Here is a 23756-nt window from a genome sequence, read left to right on the forward strand (position 1 = left end):
GGTCGGTGACAAATCATCCAGCCACCGATCCTGTATATAGAAATGACAGAGGAGTGGTCATGAGCAGAATATGGATAAGTCTACCCCTGCTGGCATTGCTGACCGGCACAGTGCTTGCCGCAAGCGGTGTCAGTGTCATCAGCGTCAACGGTGTCAACGGCGCCTGGATTGGTTATAGCGACGGCAGCGTGCGTTTCTGCAACGGTGGCGGTGGGACCGCCGTGCCCTACTGGACAACTTGTACCACGGCAATCAAAGCGAATGGCTCCGCCGTAACCGATATCAGCAACAGTGATCGACGCGCCTGGATCGGCCATGCCGACGGTCGGTTGCGGTATTGTAAAGATAGCGGTAGTGAGCAGGACCCGGTGACTGAATGCGTAGATGTGAAACCGTGATTCGGGTGTGCATGAAAACCGTGCTTGCGTTTGCACCTCTCATCCCTCTGCGAGGCGACTGCATGGATGCAGGAGATAGAGTAGCATGCAGCGGCTAACGAGGGATGGGAGGCGCGACTGGTCTGCACCGGTATTTGCCTATTGCACACGTCAGGTCAAAAAATTAATCACCCCATATCAAGAGCACAACAGGATACCCCTTGATAAAACTGCAACAAGCCCTGTACGACTGGCCGACCAAATCATTTGAACAGTCACTGAAAAATGAACTGCTGGCCCTTGCGCCGGGCATCCTGCCGCTACAGCAGGGGGTTGCACAGGGTGGCTATGTGGATGATTCCGATCTGCAGTTCACCTTGCTGGATAAATCGGCAACTGCGCACCAGATTGTCGTCAAGGTCGGTGTGTTTTTCAGTGAGATCATTGCCGGTTGCAGTTGTGGTGACGATCCGGTGTCGGAACATGTCTATTGTGAAATCAGTATACATATTGACCGGCAAAACGCCGAGGCCTGGTTTTACCTGGTGTAACTGTTGTTGAATGTGATTCATGGATCGATCTGCACTGTCCCGGCACGGTTGTGTTGTCAGGAAGTGTGCCTACACTTTCGGTATACGCAACATTAACAGGACTATTTCGGCAAAAATGAGTGACCTGGACACCACTGGTTTAATCATTATTGGCCATCTTGTGGGCGCAATGGTCGTTGGGGGTGCCATAGGTCTTGAACGGAGTTTTCATGCCAGGCCGGCCGGGTTCCGTACCCATGTGCTGGTCTGTATGGCGTCCAGCACATTGATGCTGGTGACCTATTTTCAGTGGAAATGGCTGCCCCAGACACTCGTGGATACGGTGCGTGCCGATCCAGCCCGAATGGCCCAAGGCATTATGACCGGAATCGGCTTTCTGGGTGCCGGGGTGATATTCAAGGAAGGGCTGAGTGTCAGGGGACTGACCACAGCGGCGTCGATCTGGATCACGGCCGCCATCGGCATTCTGATTGGCATTGGGTTTTACTTTCCGGCAGTTGTCGCTACTTTGTTGACGTTGGGGACCTTGTCGGTATTCCGTTGGATTGAAACCAAGCTGCCTTCCCAGTTTTATGCGCACTATCACATACGTTTTGATCGCAATACCGCGTTGCCGGAAAGTGAGATAAGGCGGGTATTGCAGGAACATGGTTTTACGGTGGCGAATATGAGCTATCGGGTTGGAGATAACACAACGTCATTCGAGTATCGGATGATCATTCGCACCACGAATTCCGCAAACATGGCCACATTGGCAGAATCATTACGCATGCAGAATAACGTATGCTCATTCAAGATTTCGCCGACCGGGGACTAGGTCGGGTCACTTGGTGAGTACGTGTTTTTTTCTTAATGCGATTTCCATTTTAAAGTGCAGATCAGCTGAGTCGGTAGTGTAAGCGCCTTAATCATGACATATCCCGCTCTCACTATTTCGTTAGGCACTCAGTAACTCTGCCGGGATGTCATTCTCTTTCTTGATTGTGTCCGGTGTGCAGTTAAGTCTGTGAGATTTTTACCCGACTCCTTCCTTGGTTAATCGGCGCACAAAACTGTGCTGAGTAGGAACATATTTTTTTGGGTTGCTCGTCATCACGGTACTGGTAAGGAAGCTGGCTGTGCGGGGTTTAATTCATCATGGGTATCCCGGGAAAATAATGCCCGCCAATAATTCTGTCTTGTGCAGTATCTCCCCTTTGATCAATAAAACATTGCGTCGATACAGTTAACAGGCGAGAAAAAACAGTCGACTGATCTACATTATTTGCAATAGTTCACTGAACAATTCTATTTATTAAAAAATACGACAAAGCCATCACACTTTCTCCACAAAGCAGAATATTGGTGGAAGTAGTTCACTAAAAAAATACCACCCATCTATATCATCCTGCCACGATTAATTGAGCAGAGGAGACGACGTTTTGCAAGTATATATCGCGTCGATCGATGGTCGGTGTGTGAATGAAGTAATTATAAATAGAGTTCCGGAGTTACAAAACAGAAGGCGATTATTAATTGAATTATGCATAGGAAAAATATTATCCGGGTCGCGCGACGCTCCCCGCAGCAGCTGAAAGCTAGAAAGGCGTACCGGCCACCAGGCGTCTGCATCATTTACAGTTCGCGGTGACGAATAGCGGGTTGATGGACGGGTCTACGCCCCTCACTGATTGAAGGTAGTGAGCACCAGGTAGACTGTGTAGCCGACATAGCTGATCAGCAGGAAGGCGCCTTCATAGCGGTTGATTCGGCCCGGGGCGCGAAACCCGTAGCCAATCAGGAAAAGTGAGAGGGTCAGAGATGCCATAACCAGAATATCCCGTGACAGTGCTTCTGGTCCTACCGACATCGGTTGGATCAAACCGGCGATTCCCACCACCGCCAAGGTATTGAACAGATTGGAGCCGAGAATATTGCCGAGTGCAATGTCGTGCTCCTTTTTTCGCGCGGCGACGATCGACGTGGCCAACTCGGGGAGCGAGGTACCGACTGCCACGATGGTCAGCCCGATAATGAGGTCGCTGACGCCAAAGCCATGGGCGATATTAACTGCGCCCCAGACCAGGATGCGTGAGCCCACAATCAGAAGCAGCAGGCCGACCACCAGCCTGACGATTGCCCGGTTTACCGGTATGTTGTTGATGTTCAACTCTCTATCTATCCCGCTACCCAGCGCGTCGATCCTGTCCCGCATGCCGTGCCAGAAGGTCCAGGTCATCAATCCGCCAAACAGGGCCAGCAGCACCAGTGCGTCGCTACGGGTGATCTCTCCGTCCCGTAGTTGCCAGGCGGCCAACAGCGTAACCGCGCTGAGAATTGGCAGTTCCCTGTGCAACACGCGTGATTGGACAACTATAGGACTGATCAATGCAGTCAATCCCAGAATGAGACCGATGTTCGAAATATTCGAACCGTAGGCGTTCCCGAGGGCAATCCCCGGGTTTCCTTGAGATGCAGCGAGCGCTGAAACCACCATTTCGGGTGCTGATGTTCCGAAACCGACGATGACCATGCCGATCAGGAGCGGGGGCATGCGGAAATGGCGCGCAGTGGAGGCGGCGCCCTCGATAAAGCGGTCGGCGCCCCAGACAAGCAGTGTCAGCCCAAAAGTGACGGCAAGAACTGCGCTAACCATGGAACTCCCAAACCAGGATACAATAAGCTTGGTGACATTTTCCGGTTCTGACTGCGTCTGGTCAACTGGCTGCCCAGCGGGGTAGTCGGAATCTATCCATATGCCGGCCAGGCAGAGTGTACTACGCTTAGAATCTGAACAGTCAGCAACGGGGGGAGTATGGGCTGGAAAACCGATTATCGTTCATTCTATTACCAGGGAGCGCCCGAACCCGAGGATCTTATACTCTCCCCGCAAGAGACGGTGTTGCTGACTATCGATATTCAGAACGTCTACCTGCAGTTGGCGGATGATCCTGCCGGGCAGGAACGCTGGGCACCGTTTATTCAGCGCATGCGTGAGATCGTCATCCCGACCGTGCAGCAATTGCAGACCCGCTTCCGTGCCCAGGGCATGGATGTGCTGCATGCCCGGATCGCCTGTCTGCTGGCGGATGGGCGGGACCGCTCCCTGAGCCAGAAAAAGCCGGGCTGGAACTACCTGCTGTTGCCCAAGGATGAGAAAAGTTCCCAGATCATTCCGGAGCTGGCTCCCCGACCCGGGGAGGTGGTAGTCACCAAAACCACCGACAGTGCCCTGACCGGCACCAACTTGCGTCTGATACTGCAGAACATGGGTGTCAGAAACGTGGTGATGACGGGAATTTTCACCGATCAGTGTGTCTCGTCCACGGTGCGCAGTCTGGCAGATGAGAGTTTCAATGTGATCGTGATCGAGGACGGTTGTGCCGCGGGCACCGATGAACTGCACTACCGGGAGCTGGAGATCATGAACATGATCTATTGTCAGGTGCTTGGCAGCGGTGAACTGTTGGAGATCATGGGGATCTAGCAGTTCTTCGCCATATTCAGAAAAATAATAGCCGTGAATGGCTGAAAATGAACACGGATAGTGTTATTCCGCCAATACTTCATTCCCTGTCCTGGTGGGCATTCAGCAAGGATGAAACTGTTTGTGTCTCCTATACTCCACCAAGGAGTGTCCTGTGAAGTTGTACTTCATGACACCTTAAATGATCGCTCAGGGCATCAACCTGAGCAATCATCTCCAATAATCTTGGTCAGGGAGAGAGCGATGTCACAACAGAATAATCAAAAACTGGCTGAGGATCTGGTGAGCGCATTGGCGTTGCAGCACCAGCCGCTGGCGATCAGTTTTACCCAGGAACCAATGCCCGGGATTGACCTTTTTTCTGACGCCATGCCAACACCAACAGAAGACGGTCGTACCGGGCGTGTTCCTGCCGGTTGTGTTTTCTGGATGAAGGCTGCAACTAACACCTTCAGCACGGTGGCGGAAGATCATGCCAACTGCAGCGTGGGCAGCGTGACCCACGGCTTCAAGACACTGGAAGAGGTCGGCAGCAAGTCGGATGTGGGTGCGCTGGTGGGAGCTGGATGGGTGGCGCCGGAGATGTTCCCGCAGATACCGGTTGTTAAGGAGCGGTTCCGTTATGTGACTTATGGCCCATTAAAGGATTCGCAGAGCGTGCCCGACGTGGTGTTCCTGCGCATCAATGCCAAGCAGGCGATGACCCTGTCGGACGCCCTCCCGGGTCTGCGTTTTGAGGGCAAACCGCAGTGCCACATCATCGCCATTGCCAAGGAGCAGGAGACGGTTGCCGTCAGTGTCGGCTGCATGCTCAGTCGCGTACGGACCGGTCTGCCGAATAGTGAAATGACCTGTGCGATACCGGGCAGCCGCCTGGCCGAGGTGGTGCAGATGATCAAGACCACGGCGGTCATAGACAGCACGGTGGCAAACTATGCCAGTGAGGATTCCAGGCGTTTCAGCTCGTAATCACCAGCGGCCGCTGCGGTTGCGGTATCGCTTGTGCCGCTCAAGCCGTCTGTTCAGCGCGGAGATCATCTCATCCTCGCTGAGATAACCGTCGGCGTTACGGTCGATCTCCTCGAAACGGAGAGGCGGCGGGTAACTCTTGCCGGACCCGTCCGCCGCTTTGCGACGCTGTTCAAGCGCTGTAAGAAACTGGCCATATTCCTCGCGGCTCAATATTCCGTTCCGATCCAGGTCATGGATGGAGAATGGACCGGCGTGGGGTCCAATGTCGGCGTTGGGGAGCTGTTCCGGTGGTGCCGCAAACGATATGCCCAGGCCGAGTGCGCCGGCAATTATCAGTGCCGTCGCCAGTTGTGAAGGCCATCGGGTGTTGCGCCTTTTCATTTCCCCTCCATCATTTTTTTGAGCCCAGGAATTTTTCCAGGATATCGAGCTGGTCATCAGAAAAGTCCAGCCGCTTGTGTGAGCGGATGGTTTCTGAACGCAACAGAGTGGGGATCTTTTCTGCCGCTGTCACAAACTGCGAAGGATCGGCCGAATGGCAGTAGATACAGTTCTCTTCATAGAGTCGCTGTCCGGCTTCTATGGCCGCCTCGGGTGTCTCGTTGCCTGGTGGTACCGGTGGCAGTATCTGGTCCAGGTTGACATAGAAACCACCCTTGTCCCAGAAGCCTGGCTCTGAACAGCCCAGGCAGGGATGGCCTGATTCAATCGGAAAACTGGTTCCCTCATTCCATTTATAGACAGCGCAGGCATTGTGGGTAATCGGTCCCTTGCAACCCAGTTTATACAGGCACCAGCCTTGGCGGGCACCTTCATCATCAAACTGTTCGGCAAACTTCTGTTCCTCGTAGTAGTGGTAGCGGGAACAGCGTTCATGCACCGTGCGGCCATAAAAGCTCACTGGACGACGCAAGGCGTCCAGTGCCGGGAATTGTTCGAAAACCAGGTAGTGGGCCAGTACGCTGCTAATAGCGATGGGAATGGGCGGGCAGCCGGGCAGATTGATCAGTGGTTTGGTTTCAATCTGGCCACTTTCCATCAGGTCTGCCACACCGCTGGCGCCGGTTGGATTGGGGCTGGCGGCCGGCAGACCGCCAAAGGCGGCGCAGCTGCCGACGGCAAAAACGGCCGCCGCCCCGGCCACACACTCCTGCAGCATCTGTAGATTGGTCGTGCCGGCGATGGTGGAGTAGATGCCTTCATCGGCAACGGGGATGGAGCCGTCCACGACCAGCAGGTAATGGCCGAAGTGTCTTTCCATGGCCTCCAGCCGGGCTGCTTCCGCGGCCTCACCGGCGGCGGCCTGCAGGGTGTGATGGTAGTCCAGTGAGATGTAATCAAAAATCAGTGATTCAATGGTGGGTGCATGTGAGCGGGTAAATGATTCGGTGCAGCCTGTGCACTCCTGGAAGGAGAGCCAGATCACCGACGGCCTACGGGCCTTGTTGAGCTGTTCAGCGAACGCGGGTACGACCCCGGCAGGCAGGGCGAGCATAGATACCATCGCGCTGCAGAATTTGAGTAGTCCCCGGCGGCTGATGTCGTGTTGAATTAGTGGATGTTCTCCGATGCCTTGACCCTGCATGGTAGTGCTTTCCTAGATTGTCTCGACAATGTGGAAGACGGCTGGTGTGAGGTCGATTAGGATCCCCCCGTTCCAGAATCGGGTGGCGTACTCATTCTAGGGTATACAGGCTGAGCATTACACTATCTGTCGGTGGGATATTATCCGTGATGTTGATTTGGATCAAACCTGGATCTGTCTCTGTCATGCGTCCCGGTGCCTGGTGCAGCGCTGCTCATTGCGTCCAAAATGAATTTTAATTCGCAAGCATGTTTGAGCGCCTTGCCGGGCTTTTCTGCACTGAAGGGCGGGGCATGCCGGTACTTCGCAAGTTGTCTATATCCATACCAGAGTATGTCTCAAGGTCTTGAACAAATGGCCGATATTGAAATAGTGGAGTCTCACAACCGCTGGCTGATATGCGATGGAAGAAAAACCGATTTCGGGAAATGATTAATCGACCCACATGAATAAAACAGGCGACCGGTGTTTGTATCCGCGGCCAAATAATATAGCTACTTGCAGTAGCAGAGAGCAGTATGGGAGAAAGGTGTGATGAAATTTAAAAGCATTCGGGGGAAATTGCTGGTCCTCATATCCGTTGGAATGATTATCGTGGCGGCTGTCGTGCTTCATGGATTTAACTCGGCATGGCAAAGTATCGGGCTCTTCGAGCAGGTTATTCTTCAGGAAGTGGACAATGAACGCCAGATAACCAACATGGCGCTCGAATTCAAGAAGCAGGTGCAGGAGTGGAAGAATGTCCTGCTGCGTGGCGCGGACAGCAAGCAGTTGGAAAAGTACTGGGGCAAGTTCGAGAAAACCGAGGCAGCCATTCAGAGTTCGGGAGCTGGATTACAGCAACGCCTTGAGGGTCAGACAAAACAGCTGGTTATGGATTTTTTGCAGGCGCACAAGACCATGGGTGTCGCCTATCGCAAGGGCCTGGAAGTATTCAAAAGTTCAGGATTTGATCATCATGCCGGCGACAAGGCGGTAGCCGGTATTGATCGAGCGCCGACAGAACTGTTGGAGAATGCGGCCAAAGAGATCAGCAGGCAGGCCAGCGATACGGCTGATCTGACCATTGTCAACAGTAAGGATGATTTGTTGCTGAGTGTGATTATTCTGGTGGTCGTCTTTATATTGACGGCAGCCTTTATTGTTCTGTTTGTGAATGCACAGGTTGTCAGACCTGCGATCAAGATTCAAAACCTGCTGGAAAAAATCGCGGCAGGAGATCTGTCACGGTTCGCCAGTATCGAAAGCCGTGATGAGTTTGGGAGAATTGCCGGCAGTGTCAATCAAGTACAGAAACATCTGGGTGAAGTGATTCGGCGCCTGGTCAGTGTGGCGGGCCAGGTGAACGGATCGTCTGAAGATGTTTCCAGCATCACGGAGTCGAATCTGCAGGCGCTGTCCCGTCAACGCGGCGAGATGGAGATGGTTGCGACAGCGATGAATGAGATGACCATGACGATCCAGGAGGTAGCCAAAAACGCCACCGAAACCGCCCAGCAGGCAAAGGACGCCGATCAGCTCGCCGAGCAGGGGAACCAGAAGGTCTCTCAGGTGATTGGTGCGATCAGCCAGTTGTCGAACGAGATACAGGGACTGGCGGGAGAGGTACAGGCGCTGGAGGCGGATTCGACGGAAATCGGATCCGTGGTTGAGGTGATCCACAATATTGCCGAACAGACCAATCTGCTGGCGTTGAATGCGGCCATTGAAGCAGCGCGTGCCGGTGAGCAGGGACGCGGATTTGCCGTTGTTGCCGATGAGGTGCGTACCCTGGCCGACAGAACGCGCAAGTCCACCCAGGATATCCAGGCGATGATTGAACGTCTGCAGCAGGGTACCCGGAAAGCGGCAAGCGCCATGCAACAGGGCACCAAAAAAGTGGAATCCACTGTTGAGCTGGCAGAAGAGGCGGGTAAGGCACTGGGTCAGATCACCCGGGGGATCAACATCATCAGCGGGGCCAACATACAGATTGCCAGTGCCGCGGAAGAGCAGGGAGCGGTGGCGGAAGAGATTAACCGGAACATTGTCAGCGCCAATGACCTCGCCGTTCAGGTGCATGAGTCGGGTGCGGCAACCAGTCAATCCACCCATAAACTTGCTGAACTATCCACCGAGATGGTCGAATTAAGTGCCCATTTCAAACTTGCCGACGGAGATTAAAGCGTCTGGCAGTCGGCCGCACCAATAGTGGAGGTCGCCAACCGGGGCGGCCTCCACCTTACAATTTCTCATTGTGTGCGATAGGCTGCCTGAAGCTAACAGCCGCGCCACATCTCTATTCCTGCTTTGACTATCTGACCTCCCGTAGATGAAATGCCGGTAAAACCGGGATTCGATATGCATTTACCTCCCAACTGTTCTGGCCTACTCTAGGTTCAATAGAACCCATAACGGGTAGGTCATGGATATAACTCGATTCTGATGTTTAGGGGATATGGGGATGCTTACAACTCTTTTCTGGTTTCTGCTGTTTACGGGGGCGGCGATAACCCTGGCTTATCGGCGCGAGAGCCTCAAACGCTCCACGTTGATCATGGGTGGTCTGTTGCTCGCCTACACCCTGTTCGGGAGTGGATGGGCGCTCTGGTTGCTGCTGCTTTGGCTGATTTTTCTGGGCATGCTGCTGCTCAATTTCGACGACTTCAGACGCGACACAGTCTCCCGAAGGCTCCTCGCCATCTATCGGCAGATGCTGCCCTCCATGTCTAAAACGGAGCGGGAGGCGCTGGAAGCGGGTACGGTCTGGTGGGAGGGTGACCTGTTCTCCGGCTCACCGGACTGGGAAAAACTGCATCAAGTGCCGGCACCCCGATTGACCCGTGAAGAGCAGGCGTTTCTCGATGGTCCCACCGAGACACTCTGCCGCATGCTGGATGACTGGCAGATTACCCACGAACTGGCGGACATGCCACCGGAAGCGTGGGCCTATATCCGCCAGGAGAAGTTCTTTGCCATGATCATACCCAAACGGTATGGCGGCCTGGAGTTCTCCGCACTGGCTCAGTCCCGGGTACTGAGCAAGCTGGCCAGCCGCAGTCTGGTTGCCGCCTCCACGGTGGGTGTACCCAACTCCCTGGGGCCGGGTGAACTGCTGCTGCATTACGGCACCGAGGCGCAGAAAGATTATTATCTGCCACGCCTGGCGGCCGGCGATGAGATTCCCTGTTTTGCCCTCACCTCACCCCGGGTCGGTTCTGATGCCACGGCCATTACCGATACCGGTGTGGTCTGCCGGGGAGAATACGAGGGGCAGGAGATCATTGGAATCCGGCTCAACTGGGACAAGCGCTATATTACCCTGGCGCCGATCGCCACCGTGCTGGGGCTTGCCTTCAAGCTTTACGATCCGGACCACCTGATGGGCGAGCAGGATGAATACGGCATCACGGCCGCGCTGGTGCCGACCCGACTGCCCGGCGTAAAAGTTGGGCGTCGCCACTTTCCACTCAATATCCCGTTCCAGAACGGTCCGACCCAGGGTGAGGATGTGTTCGTGCCGCTGGATGCCATTATCGGTGGGCCGGCGCGGGCCGGGGAGGGGTGGAAGATGCTGGTGGAACAGCTCTCGGTCGGGCGTGGTATCACCTTGCCTTCCAACGCCATCGGTACCGGCAAGGCGGCGGTCTACGCCTCCGGAGCCTATGCCAGGATTCGCCGCCAGTTTGGTCTGCCGGTGGGCAAGTTTCACGGGGTCGGCGAGGTGCTGGCAAGGATGGCTGGTCGTACCTATATCATGACCGCCGCTGCCGATGTGACCATTGGCGCCATTGATGCGGGGGAGAAGCCCGCTGTTCCTGCCGCCATCCTCAAGTACCACAATACCGAGATGGGCCGTGCTATCGCCAACGATGCCATGGATGTACAGGGTGGCAAGGGGATCATGCTGGGGCCGAAAAACTATCTGGGGCGCAACTACCAGGGGATTCCCATCGCCATCACGGTGGAGGGGGCCAATATCCTCACCCGGGGCCTGATCATCTTCGGACAGGGCGCGATCCGCTGCCACCCCTACGTGCTGAAAGAGATGGAAGCAGCCGGCACCGAGGGAGAGGCGGGTTTACAGGCGTTTGACCGGGCGCTGTTCCGTCATATCGGTTATGCCATCGGTAATGCCGCCCGCTCGCTGGTGATGGCACTGACCCAGGCGCGCTACGTGACGGCCCCGACACGGGATGATACACGCCGTTATTATCAGCATATCTCCCGCTACAGCGCGTCGTTTGCCCTGGCGGCGGATGTGGCCATGTTGACGCTTGGCGGGGCACTCAAGCGCAAGGAGCTGCTTTCGGCCCGGCTGGGTGATGTGCTGAGCGCCATCTACCTAGCCTCGATGGTGTTGAAGCACCACGTCAATCAGGGCAGCCCGGAGGAGGACCTGCCGATTGTCGAGTGGGCCTGCCGTTCTCTGCTCTACGACGCCCAGGAGCAGTTGCACGGGCTGTTGCGTAATCTGCCTAACCGCTGGGTGAGTGCGCTGCTGCGGCTGTTCGTGTTTCCACGGGGCCGTACCTACTCGGCACCGTCGGACGAACTGGGTCAGCAGATTGTTGAACTGATCATGAAGCCAACCGGCAGCCGTGAGCGGCTCTGCCAGGGGATTTATGCCGCTGTCGAGCCCAACAATCCGCTCGGGCTGCTGCAGGAGGCGCTGGAACTGACCGAGTCGGTCAAGCCCCTGGAGCGCAAGGTGTTCAATGCACGTCGGCAAGGCCAGTTTGTCTCGGAAGACACCCCGTCACAAATCAATGAGGCGGAACAGAAGGGTATCCTGACTGCTGACGAAGCCGAGCAGTTGAGAAGTTTCGATGCCAAGGTAATGGCGTTGATTGCAGTGGATGACTTTTCCTCTGAAGAACTGGCGGTAAGTAAAGCATCGGCGTCTGCAGCAAGGCCCAAGGCTCCTGCGAAAAAGCGGGTGGCGAAGAAGCGAGTGAGTAAGAAAAAGGTGGCGAAAAAAGCCGTCCCTAAAAAGGCCGTTATTGATCGCGAAGATAAGCAGGGCGATTGATTTACCCGTCATGTAGCAAGAATGTCGCAAGATCGTGGATTTGGGTTGGAATCGCCAGTTGACGGCGCTGCCCTTTTTCATGCGCTAGGGGCATTCGAGATTCAACTGTACACTGAACCAACCAGGGTTCATGTCGTCCCACTGTTATTGTCTTTATAAAAAAGGGAAGTGGGGACCGATGACTGTCTTGAAACGATTATCGATATTTGTTTTGCTTGGACTGGTACTGTCCGGTTGCTCTTCGAGCAAGGACTGGCGTACCGCCAGTCGGGAATCGGCGGGAATCGCCCCCGATCCTTCAGCTACCAATGAAGCCGTTTTGCAGGTCTATGGTGCCGACGCCTGGGGCTGGCGTGGCTGGTTTGCCATTCACACCTGGATCGCCGCCAAACGAACCGGCGATGATGCCTACACAGTATTCGACGTGATCGGTTGGCGGGGTCGAAACGGCCAGCCGGTGATGCGGATTACCCAGGATGCCCCAGACCGCTATTGGTACGGGGAAAAACCCCGGATTATAAAGGAATACCGGGGAGCGGGTGTCGATCGGCTGATTGATGCGGTGGAGCAGGCTGCCCGGGAGTATCCATGGAAAAACCAGTACACCGTGTTTCCCGGTCCCAACAGCAATACCTTTACCGCCTGGATCGCCAAACGGGTGCCGGAACTTGAGCTGAATCTACCCTTGTCTGCCATCGGTAAAAGTTACGTGGAGTAGGCAAAGTCGGGTCGCGTTGAATGTGGGAAAACCAGTGGATCTAAATAATCAGTTAATCATTAGTGTCGTTCATTGCCTGCTGGAACGATTCATGGGTTGATTTTCTTCCCTGAGATGGTCGTACTGTCCAGATTAATAATCTAAAAAAACGATTATTAAATAATAAAAAATCAATTAGATAAACTATTTTTCATCATCTATCCTTTCTACACGCACTGAGATAAGTGCGCGAGTACCAGAACTATGATGAGGAGAAAGATATGGAACTGAAAGGTAGTAAGACCGAACAGAATCTGAAGGATGCATTTGCTGGTGAGTCACAAGCCAATCGTCGCTACCTCTACTTCGCCTCCAAGGCGGATGTCGAAGGATACAACGATATCTCCGCACTGTTCCGCTCTACTGCTGAAGGTGAAACCGGACACGCCCATGGCCATCTGGAATACCTGGAGAGCTGTGGTGATCCTGCAACCGGTATGCCGATTGGAGGCACTGCGGACAATCTGAAAAGTGCGGTCGCGGGTGAAACCCACGAGTACACGGATATGTACCCCGGGATGGCTAAAACCGCGCGTGATGAAGGCTTTGATGAAGTGGCCGACTGGTTTGAGACCCTGGCCAAGGCCGAGCGCTCGCATGCCAACCGTTACCAGCGTGCACTGGACGAGATGGACTGATCTCTCATACGGAACAGGACCGGGATTGGTCCAATCCCGGTCCACTCACACAGGAAAGAATGGTTACAGGAGACAGCTGACATGGCAGTGAAAGAGGGCAATCTGGAGGCACCGACAAGGCATCCTATCGATTGGAAAAATCCCGATTTTTATAATGAAACCTCGCTTATGGATGAGTTGGAGCGGGTTTATGAAATCTGCCACGGTTGCCGGCGTTGTGTCAGTCTTTGCAATGCCTTTCCGACCTTATTCGACCTGATAGATGAATCCCCGACCTATGAAATCGACGGGGTAAATAAAGATGATTTCTGGAAGGTAGTGGATCACTGCTATCTGTGCGATCTCTGCTACATGACCAAGTGTCCCTATACGCCGCCCCATGAATGGAACGTGGACTTCCCGCACCTGATGCTGCGCGCCAAGGCGGTGAAATATAAAAAAGGTGATATGCCTGTTCGTGACAAGATACTGACCAGTACCGACAGAGTCGGCTCTCTGGCAGGCATTCCAGTGGTGGCGGGAATTGTTAATGCGGCCAACAAGGCGAAGCCGACCCGCAAGCTGCTTGAGTCAGTCCTGGGTGTGCACGCGGACGCCAGACTGCCGGAGTATCACTCCAATACATTACGGAAACGCCTGCGTCAGAATGTGGGCGCTTCCGGTGAAGGTGTCCCGGCCGGGCCGACCCAGGGCAAGGTGGCGCTGTTTGCTACCTGCTATGGCAATCGTAACGAACCCATTATTGGCGAAGATCTGGTGGCGGTGTTTGAGCACAACGGTATTCCGGTAACGATGGCGCAAAAGGAGCAGTGTTGTGGCATGCCAAAGCTGGAACTGGGTAACCTGGATGCCGTGGAACAGGCAATGCAGGCCAATATTCCGGAGCTTGCAAAGCTGGTTGATGAGGGATGGGATATTGTTGCCCCGGTACCTTCCTGTGCCCTGATGTTCAAACAGGAGTTGCCGCTACTGTTCCCGGATAACGCCGAAGTAGCGAAGGTGGGCAAGGCAATCTATGACCCGTTTGAATATCTGTTTCTGCGCAATAAACACGGGAAACTGAAAGCCGATTTTAAACAGTCCCTGGGCAAGGTGGCATACCATGCCGCCTGTCACCAGCGGGTGCAGAATATCGGCTCCAAAACCCGCGATGTACTATCGCTTGTTCCTGATACCACGGTGGACGTGATCGAACGCTGCTCCGGCCATGACGGTACCTACGCGGTAAAGAAAGAGTTCCATGAGACCTCGATGAAGATCGTACGCCCGGTGGTCAATCGGGTAAAACAGGCGGCCGCGGATCACTATGGCAGCGACTGCCCAATGGCGGGTCACCACATCGAACACGGCATGGGTGACGGTAGCCAGACTGAGCACCCTATGAGTCTGCTCAGAAAAGCTTACGGTATATAAATAGTTTGAAAAAAAGGAGAGAAACAATGGCAAGTGAAGGTTATCACGAACCGATCGAGGAGCTCTCGACAGAGACTCGGGATATGCATCGCGCCATCGTGTCACTGATGGAAGAGTTGGAGGCGGTAGACTGGTACAACCAGCGGGTGGATGCCTGCAACGATCCGGAACTGAAGGCGATTCTGGCCCATAACCGGGACGAGGAGAAAGAGCACGCCTCTATGGTGCTGGAGTGGATACGCCGGAATGATCCACGCTTTGATCATGAACTGAAGGATTACCTGTTCACTGAAAAACCGATTGCACACGAGTAGTGGTACAGGGATGTACCGTTTACGGACCTGAGGATGGAATAAGCGTTATCAAGGAGTTTTCGATCATGAGTAAATTGTCACACCAGGATCTCTACAGTCTGGAGGAGTATTCCCGTATCCGACCCGAGTTTCGAGCCAAGGTGATGGAACATAAAAAGGATCGGCGGGTAGCCATCGGTGAGCATGCCGCACTCTATTTTGAAGACACCCTCACCATGCAATACCAGGTGCAGGAGATGCTCAGGATCGAACGCATCTTTGAAGCGGAAGGGATTCAGGATGAACTGGATGTCTATAATCCGCTGATACCGGATGGACAGAACTGGAAAGCCACTTTCATGATGGAGTATGCCGACGTGGAAGAGCGGCGACATGCGCTGGCTCGCCTGATTGGCGTTGAGAAAGCGCTCTGGGTTCAGGTGGAAGGTTTTGACAAGGTGCATCCGGTGGCCAATGAAGACCTGGATCGCACCACCGAGGATAAGACCTCGGCGGTGCATTTTGTCCGCTTCGAGCTCACGCCGGAGATGGCGGTGGCAGCCAAGCAGGGAGCGACCATCCGGGCCGGTATATCACACCCGGCGTACACTGAAGAGACGGTAGTGAGCGAGAATGTACGCAACTCTCTGGCGGGTGATCTGCACTAGCCAAGATTTTCTGGCAGCCGGTGCCGACATCGGATCAACTGTCAGGCAGTGACCAGCATTTCACTGAACAGCGCCACGGAAAAACCCACTACTGCCCCCAGGGGAGGCGCCCAATGCCGCCGTAGGCGCGCCTGGGGCGCCACATCCTGGAAAATCAGATAGACAATGCCCCCGGATGCAAAAAGCATAATCGCCCCCAGAATGGTCGGAAGGTCCGATAAAAAGAAAAAGCCGGTGAGGCCTGCAACCGGACCGATAATCACTAGTGCAGCCATGACCCGTAGGATCTTTCGTCGGTTGCCGCGGTCATGCTTGATCAGTTCCCGGTAGCTATTGAAGCCCTCGGGAAGATTCTGCAGGCCGATCAGCAGCGCCAACAGGGGGGCAATCGGAGAATTAACCGCAACCATACCGCCCAGAGCGATCGCTTCGGGCAGGTAGTCCAGAATCATGCCTATGAACTGGGGTGACTCCCTGCGTTTTAGCCCCAGGGCCCGTTCAATCAGAAAGAAGGTGCAGCCGCCAGATAAGAACAGCGGAATTGCGAACAGGGAATCCTGCATGCGTGCAATGCCTTCGGGAACCAGCACCACGGCTACAGCGCCCAGCAAGATACCACCGCCCAAGGCGATCAGGAAATGACGGAACTCCCGCTCCAACCAGTTTGGTCGGATGTGTTCAAAGCTGGCGAGCAGACCGCCAAGGAAAATACAGCTTCCCGAAGCGATGGTCAGCGCCAGAATAGTAATTATTTCTGACATCTCTTATGGCTGCTGTAGATACAGGATGATGGTAATGTCAGGGTGTTTGCTTTACCGGTGTGAAGCGGTTGTTATTATATTGGTTCGGATTGGGTTTGTAATGCGTACATGAAAAAGGCCAAGCAGGAGTTGGCCGTTGCGGCAGGAAGGGTGTTTTGCGGGGCCGATAGATCGGCAAGTTTCGCGCTGAAGCGCAGCGTGCCCATCAAGCGTCCTGGATCACAACCATAAAAAAACCGCTACCCGAAGTTTCGGGTAGCGGTTCAGGTCAATCAGAAAGCAGTGATTAAGCGGCTTTCTTGGCGGCTGGAGCCTTCTTGGCAACAGGTGCGAGGTTGTTGACTGCAGTGGTTGCAGACTCAACGCTCTTTTCCGCGATCTTCTGCGCTTCGGCTGAGAACTGGCTGCCGATGTTGGCAACAGCCTGGGAATCAGCAATCACTTTCTCACCGATGGTCTTGAAAGTCTCACCCTGTTTGCTCAGGAAAGATTCCAGTGCTTTCTGATCGGTGATCTCGCTGGCGGAACGCATCTGCTCAAGACAGATTTCGGTATAATCGCGGGCGCTGTTCAACTGGATTTCGAACAGCTTTTCGATGTTGTAGACATAGAGCTTGTTAAGCTCCTGGACAGGTGCAAAAACAGTCTGTACCTGGGCGGTGAATTTCTCAAAGATTTCGTTAGTCATGACAATGGCCTTCCTTAGATGAGGGGGGGGGTTACGTTGATGATGCAGTGCAGCATAGCACTGGCAATGCTGCACTGCAATAACAATCTGGTTAAATTTTTGTTAACTGTGATATATATTTGAAATATAAGAGATTATCTACATCTCTAAGGAACTTTTCTGAAAGGCTACAGCCCGTTCTGCCCATTGCGGATGCGGGAAATCTCTAATATCTTGTTCGGCAAGCAAATAATTCAGGAGTATTCATGTCCAGCAATCAGCACCTCCCCCTCACGGATGTCAGAGGTATCGGACCCAGCGCGGCGTTACGGATGAAGCAATATGGCATCCTCACGGCCAACCAGCTCGCCGGAATGTCCATAGCAGAGTTCAAACTGAATTGTCCATCACTGGAGAAAAAGGGAGAAGCCTTTGTAAAGGGAGCGCGTAGACTGCTCAAACGGGCGGGTGGGGTTGCTGCTCCCACTAACAAAACGCAAACCGGATATCAGGTTGATTCCGGCCCGGATGTCGTTGAGAGCCGCCCGGTTGTCGATGATCAGGTCTCCCGTCCGGATGAGGCACGGGAAACAAAAAAGACCAAAAAAGGCAAAAAGAACAAGTCGCCCGTCGCCACTCTCGATGGAAAAGAATCTGTGGAGAAGAAGTCAAAGAGTGATGAGAAGAAAAAACGGAAAAAGAAAGATAAATTGAGTGAGCAGGATAAGAAGGAGAAGAAGGAGAAAAAGGAGAAAAAGGAGAAAAAGGAGAAAAAGGGCGCTAAGAAAGATAAAGAGGGGAAGAAAGCGGACCAGAAAAAGAAGTTGGATAAAAAAGATAACTCATCCGACAAAAAGAAAAAGAAGGAAAAGAAGCGTGATAAAAAGGATAAAGGTTAGTTTCTCGGCGTGGGGCTGAATCGGTGGCTGGTTATTTGGAGGGGTGGCGGACACTGCTTTTCACAAGAATTCATTGGGCTAACGGATTGTTCTGGATTATCTGACTGAAAAATAAAAAATTTTCTGGCTAATTGAGAAGACATGGCCTATAGTGTCCGCAGCTACAGATTTTGTTATCGGCAGTTTTGGTCGTTCCATTCTTGTTACCCCCTCAATTCCTCGTTTCATTACCTGTCAGCAACAAGCACATTGTTCAATTTATTATCAGGTAAAAGATTATGGCTACAGGTACTGTAAAGTGGTTTAACGAGTCCAAAGGTTTTGGGTTTATTTCCCAGGATGATGGCGGCCCCGATGTATTCGTACATTTCAATGCGATCCAGGGTTCGGGTTTCAAAACCCTGGCCGAAGGTCAACCGGTCACCTTTGAGGTCGAGAAGGGTCCCAAGGGCCTGCAGGCGAGCAAGGTTAGCGCTTAAGTAGCGTTTCGTCGGCTAAACCGATATGAGGAACCCCGCTTCGGCGGGGTTCTTTATTGCTGGAAATACCGCAGTAACAGCTTCAATATTGTTAAAGAGGGAACCGCATTGAAAAAGATATTTATCGGAAATCTGCCATCCGACACCAATGAAGAAGATATTCAGACACTATTTTCCGAGTTCGGCACTGTCCGTTCATCCAAGCTGGTGATGGATGTCTTTTCCGGCCAATGCAAAGGCTTCGGTTTTATTGAAATGGAAGGCCATGAGGCGCGTGCCGCTATTGCCGGACTGAATGGCAGGGATTTCAACGGCAAGTCGTTGAAGGTTAACTTTGAAAGCCCCAAACCGGGTGGTGGTCGTCGACGCCGCTAGCCGGAAGGTGGTAAATACCAAGTATCAGTAGCGCCCCCGCTGTTTCATTCCGGCCATCAATTGCACCTGACATTCAGTCAGGTATTTATGCCGGAAAACCAGTACCAAGCCCGGACCACCGGATACCTATCCATTATTCGGCAGTACAGCAGAAGGCCATCCGCGCATCCTTTCGCGGACGGCCCAAACAAGTCCCCAAGCCTATTATTCAGAGGCTGGTTTGTCGCCCTTATCCATCATGGATTCGAAGGCGCTGAACTCTGCCTGGTCAATGGCACCGTTGGCATCCTTATCGATGGTTGTCCAATTCTCACTCACAGTGGCGTCCCGAGCGGCCTCTTCGGCAGTCAGCTGTCCATCCTGGTTTTGATCCAGGGACTCAAACTGAACGGTGTTCATATCTGCGGCATAGGTGGCTGCGGATAACATGGTGATAACTGAGAAACCAAGCAGTTTTACCAAGGTTGAAGTCTTCATTTTTTCCTCCAATTAGTCTTTGTGGTAGATCCACATGCTGAATAAAGCAGCATCCATGCCAGGCGCATAAATATGCATAAAATCAATGTGTTATGTGGAATTCGCTGGAGCGGCTATCCCGTGCCGACTCGAATCTGTCGCTGGTTGGCAACGGCTTTTTATGCCTGTTATTCAACTATCTGAATTAACGGGATATTTATCTGTTGCAAATCGACGACAGCGGCATGAATCTGAGGGAACGACACCGGGTGGCGCTGCTTATTGGTGCTATTCAGGCGCCTGGGGTGATGGGCGTTTGACCGGGGATTGTACTTCGTAGCCTTTCTCTTTCAACATATAGGCAGCGGTACCCCCAACTGCCGCACCCACCACGAATGCACAGCCCTGGATAAGGGTGCTGAATGCCAGGATGCCAATAGCCAGATAGAATGACTTTTTTCTCATCGTAATTCTCCGCTCTGTTCCAGACAGATGGCGTGGGTATTGAACAGGCGGGAGACCATGCCCCCGCCTGTAGTGAATCACCCTGCGTTGAACTTGATACTCCACCTCTGCGCCGTTGCCAGCGAGAGGCGGAGTATCAGGCCCAGCTACTCTTGCTCTTTCTTCTGCTCGAATGCAGAGAATTCAATAATGGGGCGGTCATCCGGTTTTACAACCAGATAATGCTCTTCCGTATATTTCTCACGGGCGGACAGCTCCTCCTGGGTGACCCCTATATGCAACTTATCCTGTTCCAGTCGCAGCTCATTCAGTGGCACCACATGCTTTGAGCCACCAATCAGGCCCAGGAACCCACCGGTGGAGATCACGGCGTAGACGTCGCCATTCTCCTTGCCGCTCACAACATCACTGACTTTCCCGATGGTCTCTCCGTCGCTGCCGACCACTTCCTTTCTATGGAGGTCGTCGGGTGTCAGTGTGAGCATAGGATTGTTCCCAGCCATTGGCTTGGCCTCGGTCCTGACCGGTTCATCCATGGGCTTTGGGGTACTGGTGGAGTATTGCGGTGATTCCTGCATGGTGGATTGCCCGGCCGGGACATCCGTCGTCCCGGGCGTTTGTGCGGTATCCTGCGCACTCAGAACGGGCAGAGTGACCAGGGCGGCTATAGTGCCCGCCAACAATGATTTTCGATATTCCTTGTTCATATATCCCTCCTGCCATTCGGCAGCGCTTGGGTTAGTCCACCGGCATCAGTCAGATGGGTGGTGATTGGTTCGATATTAACGGGGCAATTTTCTTGCCAGGAGATAAAAAAAGCTGTTACTTCAGTGTCTTGTCTGGATGGTGACAGAGGAGGCCGAATGGAAATCGGCGCTAGGGATGATCAGGGCGCCATACAGGGGATGTATCCCGTCGCCAGATGGCGACAGGTGCCAACCGGAGGCGCGGGGAAGGTGAATTATCGCCGTAGCGGTGGGCTCTTATTTTTCCGGGGCGCTGGCCAACATTCCGTTATTGGGGCAATTACTGAGGATCAGGTTGGGTGGGTCGAAGGAGAAAATAAACGGGCCTGCCTGCTTGAGGGCACTCAAGCCCAGAATTTGGCGCGTCTTACCGGGAAACACGGCCGCCTCGACGTTGCTCAGCTGGCATCCACCACCGATATTGAAATTTGACAATCGATAGACCGGGACCACCATCTCGGTGCCGTTGGCGAGTATGCCGCGCAACTCTCGCAGATATTCGGCCTGCTCGTTGCGTTGCAGCTCTCCCAGGGTCTCCTCGTTGATGGTGGTGTAGCCGGAGCCGGTATCCACCATGAAATCCATCGCTTCCAGATCCCCGGCCACTGCCTTTACATAGTAAGTAGTGGCATTGCCGGCGCGCATCGGGATGCTGGTGCCGAATTCGCCGGCACTGGCAGCGGTGCCGAGAAGAAGGGCACAGAATCCTGCGAAGGTTGTTATGACTGTTTTCATGGTCTGATATCCCGTGTCCAGTGGCAGATGAAGCACAGCACACCTTCCCGGGCAGGCCCATACTTGATCCGATGTTATCAAATAATGCGGCAAAGGATCATGGGAAAATAGATTCCCACAACCTGGGTTACTCAAACTAACAAAATAACTCCATCAGATTAACTATCGGAAGATTCGTGAAAATATTTAGGAGAGTTTATTACCTATTGGATGCGCGATTGGACAGGAGCATTAAGTATCGGTTTTGATTCCAACGATTGGGTATTGTTTTTCGACAGGATAGGGTGAGTGCAGGGGTGTAGAAACCACCGGCCAGGGCCGGTGGTTTCCGGGTTTAACATGGGTCGTATGGCGCAGCTTGCCAGGGTGTTATAGAAACAGATTCATGGCGACCATCATCACCACCAGGAACAGTACGGTCATGATGCCGCCGGCGCGCATGAAGTCGGGCACCCGATACCCGGCCGGTCCCATGATCAACGCGTTTACCTGGTGGGTCGGGATCAGGAACGAGTTGGAAGTGGCGATGGCAACGGTGAGTGCGAATATGGCCGGGTCGGCGCCGGCGCCGATGGCGATGTTGACCGCCAGCGGCACCAGCAGCACCGTGGCGCCCACGTTGGACATCACCAGGGTAAAGAAGGTGGCCAATATGGCGACTGCCGACTGGATGACCCAGATCGGCTGTTGGCCCACCACCGAGAGGGTCTGCTCGGCAATCCACTTGGCGGTGCCGGTACTCTCTACCGCCAGCCCGAGTGGAATTAGCGATGCGAGCAGAAACACGGTTTTCCAACTGACTGCCTCATACGCCTCCTCAATGGAGAGTACCCCGGAGAGGATCATGCCCATGGCCCCGGTAAGCAGGGCTACCGACAATCTGATATCGGTAAACAGCACCATGAAGAGGGCAATGCTGAAGAACAGGGCGGCCCAACCCACCTTGTGCGGGCGCAATTCTTCTCGCGGATACTCGGTGGTAACTACGACGAAGTTGCGATCCTTCTCCAGACGGGCCAGGGCCTCCCAGGTGGTGTGAACCACCAGGGTGTCACCAGCGACGAACGGGATGCTGCGGATATCATCCCCTTCGCGCATGGTTTCACCGTTTCTGTGCAGCGCGATCATGGCAATGCCATAGACTTTGCGCATCCAAACATCACGTGCGCTCTTGCCTATCAGCTTGGAGCCGGGAGGGATCAGCACCTCGGCAATGCCGGCTTTGGTGGCGGCCAGGGATTCGGTGAAGGTGCGCAGTTCATTGCGCTTCCTGAGGCCGAAGGTGTCGACAAAATGATCGATGTTGCGAGACTCGGCGATGACGCCCAAAACCATGCCGTTCTCAATGGCGGTATCGCGTGCCAGCGTGCCTGGGCCTACCTGGCTCTCACCACCCGGGCGCTTGTTGGCGATGACGCGCACTTTATACAGCGTTTCGATATCATCCAGCTCTTTGCCGACCAGCTCGCTGCCATCGGGAACCACCAGTTCAAACAGGCTGAAACTGACCCCATAGAGATCACGGAAATACTGCATGGCGCCGGCGGCAGTGGTGCTGCTTTCGCTCTTGGTGGCGGGTAGAACGAAACGTCCCGCCAATACGAAATAGATCACCCCGGTAGCCACCAGCAGTAGCCCAATCGGGGTGACGGAGAACAGGCCCCACGCCTCCATCTGCATTTCCTCGGGCAGGGCGCTATTGGAGGTTTTGATCAGGTCGTTCAACAGGATCAGCGGGGACGATCCCACCATAGTGACGGTGCCGCCGAGAATGGCACAGAAGCCCATCGGCATCAGCAGGCGCGACATGGGCAGGTCGGCCCGGGCGGAGATACGGGAGACCACCGGCAGGAACAGGGCGGCGGCGCCGACGTTCTGCATGAATGAAGAGATGATAGCGACGGTGCTGGAGATGATCGGAATGATGCGGCCCTCGGTCTTGCCGCCGATCTTGAGAATGAAGGCGGCCACCTGGCTCATGATACCGGTGCGGTCCAAGCCGGCGCCGATGATCATTACGGCGATGATGGAGATCACCGCATTGGAACTGAACCCGTCAAACAGGTGCTGGGTATCCACCAGTCCGGCGCTCAACCCCATCAGGGGGGCGGCCAGTGATGTGAGACCAAGCAGGACCATGATCATAATGGCCGCCACATCCACACCTACCACCTCAAAGGCGAACAGGTAGATAGTGAGCAGCAGCAGGGCGGTGACCCAGGCGATCTCGATAGAGGGGACATTCATGGCCAACAGTACCGCGCCGAGCAGGAAGAGTCCGGCGGAGATGATCTGTTTCAATGACAGCAATCGTGTCTGGGGAACTGTCTGCTCCTCATCGGCCAGTGTGTTCATGTATCTGCTCCCGAAGTAAAACTTGTATATTTGATTTGTGAAACTCCCTGTCCCGGGATAGTGCTGCCACTCTACTGAGTAAATTTG

General features: G+C 54.0%; 25 protein-coding genes. 15 read left to right on the plus strand and 10 right to left on the minus strand.

Going from position 1 to position 23756, the window contains the following annotated elements; translation table 11 throughout:
- Positions 1–59: 59 nt before the first annotated feature.
- From ACHZBF_RS03475 to ACHZBF_RS03485, 3 genes are all read left to right on the plus strand, one after another.
- A complete protein-coding gene (locus ACHZBF_RS03475) occupies positions 60–398 on the plus strand; it encodes a hypothetical protein (protein WP_273437177.1) in 339 nt (112 codons plus the stop codon).
- Positions 399–598: 200 nt separating this feature from the next.
- Positions 599–928 carry a glucosamine--fructose-6-phosphate aminotransferase gene (locus ACHZBF_RS03480; RefSeq protein WP_273437179.1) on the plus strand — a complete coding sequence of 110 codons (330 nt, stop codon included), beginning with the start codon at positions 599–601 and terminating at the stop codon, positions 926–928.
- 115 nt (positions 929–1043) lie between these two features.
- Complete coding sequence (locus tag ACHZBF_RS03485) at positions 1044–1745, plus strand: MgtC/SapB family protein (protein ID WP_321527696.1); 702 nt, start codon at positions 1044–1046, stop codon at positions 1743–1745.
- An 846-nt stretch (positions 1746–2591) separates the two neighbouring features.
- On the opposite strand, the gene ACHZBF_RS03490 is transcribed toward ACHZBF_RS03485, so the two are convergent.
- The gene (locus ACHZBF_RS03490) at positions 2592–3563 is read right to left on the minus strand and encodes a calcium/sodium antiporter (RefSeq protein WP_321527697.1); all 972 of its coding nucleotides are present in this window, start codon (positions 3561–3563) and stop codon (positions 2592–2594) included.
- A 159-nt stretch (positions 3564–3722) separates the two neighbouring features.
- Between ACHZBF_RS03490 and ACHZBF_RS03495 the strand changes: the two genes are divergently transcribed.
- A complete protein-coding gene (locus ACHZBF_RS03495) occupies positions 3723–4394 on the plus strand; it encodes a cysteine hydrolase family protein (protein ID WP_321527698.1) in 672 nt (223 codons plus the stop codon).
- A gap of 243 nt (positions 4395–4637) precedes the next feature.
- Entirely contained in the window at positions 4638–5363 is a 726-nt protein-coding gene (locus ACHZBF_RS03500) for a DUF169 domain-containing protein (RefSeq protein WP_321527699.1), read from the plus strand.
- On the opposite strand, the gene ACHZBF_RS03505 is transcribed toward ACHZBF_RS03500, so the two are convergent.
- Entirely contained in the window at positions 5364–5747 is a 384-nt protein-coding gene (locus tag ACHZBF_RS03505) for an EF-hand domain-containing protein (RefSeq protein ID WP_321527700.1), read from the minus strand.
- Between the two features lie 10 nt (positions 5748–5757).
- The gene (locus ACHZBF_RS03510; RefSeq protein WP_321527701.1) at positions 5758–6951 is read right to left on the minus strand and encodes a hydrogenase small subunit; all 1194 of its coding nucleotides are present in this window, start codon (positions 6949–6951) and stop codon (positions 5758–5760) included.
- Between the two features lie 534 nt (positions 6952–7485).
- Between ACHZBF_RS03510 and ACHZBF_RS03515 the strand changes: the two genes are divergently transcribed.
- From ACHZBF_RS03515 to ACHZBF_RS03545, 7 genes are all read left to right on the plus strand, one after another.
- The gene (locus ACHZBF_RS03515) at positions 7486–9114 is read left to right on the plus strand and encodes a methyl-accepting chemotaxis protein (protein ID WP_321527702.1); all 1629 of its coding nucleotides are present in this window, start codon (positions 7486–7488) and stop codon (positions 9112–9114) included.
- A gap of 280 nt (positions 9115–9394) precedes the next feature.
- Entirely contained in the window at positions 9395–11962 is a 2568-nt protein-coding gene (locus ACHZBF_RS03520) for an acyl-CoA dehydrogenase (protein ID WP_321527703.1), read from the plus strand.
- Positions 11963–12140: 178 nt separating this feature from the next.
- Positions 12141–12680 (plus strand): DUF3750 domain-containing protein, encoded by a 540-nt coding sequence (locus tag ACHZBF_RS03525; protein WP_029132751.1) that lies wholly within the window; start codon positions 12141–12143, stop codon positions 12678–12680.
- A 260-nt stretch (positions 12681–12940) separates the two neighbouring features.
- Positions 12941–13357: a rubrerythrin family protein gene (locus ACHZBF_RS03530; RefSeq protein ID WP_029132750.1), complete on the plus strand. Its 417-nt coding sequence runs from the start codon at positions 12941–12943 to the stop codon at positions 13355–13357.
- A gap of 81 nt (positions 13358–13438) precedes the next feature.
- The gene (locus tag ACHZBF_RS03535; protein ID WP_029132749.1) at positions 13439–14770 is read left to right on the plus strand and encodes a heterodisulfide reductase-related iron-sulfur binding cluster; all 1332 of its coding nucleotides are present in this window, start codon (positions 13439–13441) and stop codon (positions 14768–14770) included.
- A gap of 26 nt (positions 14771–14796) precedes the next feature.
- Positions 14797–15084 carry an encapsulin-associated ferritin-like protein gene (locus ACHZBF_RS03540; RefSeq protein WP_029132748.1) on the plus strand — a complete coding sequence of 96 codons (288 nt, stop codon included), beginning with the start codon at positions 14797–14799 and terminating at the stop codon, positions 15082–15084.
- 65 nt (positions 15085–15149) lie between these two features.
- Positions 15150–15731, plus strand: coding sequence for a DUF3501 family protein (locus ACHZBF_RS03545; RefSeq protein WP_211245086.1), 582 nt, complete (start codon positions 15150–15152; stop codon positions 15729–15731).
- Between the two features lie 41 nt (positions 15732–15772).
- Here ACHZBF_RS03545 and ACHZBF_RS03550 read toward each other — a convergent pair whose 3' ends face one another.
- Complete coding sequence (locus tag ACHZBF_RS03550) at positions 15773–16492, minus strand: ZIP family metal transporter (RefSeq protein ID WP_273437198.1); 720 nt, start codon at positions 16490–16492, stop codon at positions 15773–15775.
- Between the two features lie 286 nt (positions 16493–16778).
- On the minus strand, positions 16779–17180 hold the full coding sequence (locus ACHZBF_RS03555) for a phasin family protein (protein ID WP_029132745.1): 402 nt from the start codon (positions 17178–17180) through the stop codon (positions 16779–16781).
- A 245-nt stretch (positions 17181–17425) separates the two neighbouring features.
- Between ACHZBF_RS03555 and ACHZBF_RS03560 the strand changes: the two genes are divergently transcribed.
- The 3 genes from ACHZBF_RS03560 (at position 17426) to ACHZBF_RS03570 (ending at position 18912) form a co-directional block, all read left to right on the plus strand.
- Positions 17426–18058, plus strand: a complete 633-nt coding sequence (locus ACHZBF_RS03560) for a hypothetical protein (RefSeq protein WP_321527704.1) — start codon at positions 17426–17428, stop codon at positions 18056–18058.
- Positions 18059–18336: 278 nt separating this feature from the next.
- A complete protein-coding gene (locus ACHZBF_RS03565; protein WP_029132744.1) occupies positions 18337–18537 on the plus strand; it encodes a cold-shock protein in 201 nt (66 codons plus the stop codon).
- A gap of 108 nt (positions 18538–18645) precedes the next feature.
- Complete coding sequence (locus tag ACHZBF_RS03570) at positions 18646–18912, plus strand: RNA recognition motif domain-containing protein (protein WP_029132743.1); 267 nt, start codon at positions 18646–18648, stop codon at positions 18910–18912.
- Positions 18913–19116: 204 nt separating this feature from the next.
- Here the strand turns inward: ACHZBF_RS03570 and ACHZBF_RS03575 are convergent, their stop codons facing one another.
- From ACHZBF_RS03575 to ACHZBF_RS03595, 5 genes are all read right to left on the minus strand, one after another.
- Entirely contained in the window at positions 19117–19389 is a 273-nt protein-coding gene (locus ACHZBF_RS03575; protein WP_029132742.1) for an EH domain-containing protein, read from the minus strand.
- 267 nt (positions 19390–19656) lie between these two features.
- Positions 19657–19833: a hypothetical protein gene (locus tag ACHZBF_RS03580; protein WP_157606744.1), complete on the minus strand. Its 177-nt coding sequence runs from the start codon at positions 19831–19833 to the stop codon at positions 19657–19659.
- A gap of 146 nt (positions 19834–19979) precedes the next feature.
- The gene (locus tag ACHZBF_RS03585) at positions 19980–20540 is read right to left on the minus strand and encodes a PRC-barrel domain-containing protein (RefSeq protein ID WP_029132741.1); all 561 of its coding nucleotides are present in this window, start codon (positions 20538–20540) and stop codon (positions 19980–19982) included.
- A gap of 276 nt (positions 20541–20816) precedes the next feature.
- Complete coding sequence (locus ACHZBF_RS03590; protein WP_029132740.1) at positions 20817–21314, minus strand: retropepsin-like aspartic protease family protein; 498 nt, start codon at positions 21312–21314, stop codon at positions 20817–20819.
- A gap of 369 nt (positions 21315–21683) precedes the next feature.
- A complete protein-coding gene (locus ACHZBF_RS03595) occupies positions 21684–23669 on the minus strand; it encodes an SLC13 family permease (protein ID WP_029132739.1) in 1986 nt (661 codons plus the stop codon).
- Between the last annotated feature and the right edge of the window lie 87 nt (positions 23670–23756).

This window comes from Sedimenticola selenatireducens, from assembly GCF_963675335.2.
Classification (GTDB): domain Bacteria; phylum Pseudomonadota; class Gammaproteobacteria; order Chromatiales; family Chromatiaceae; genus Sedimenticola; species Sedimenticola selenatireducens.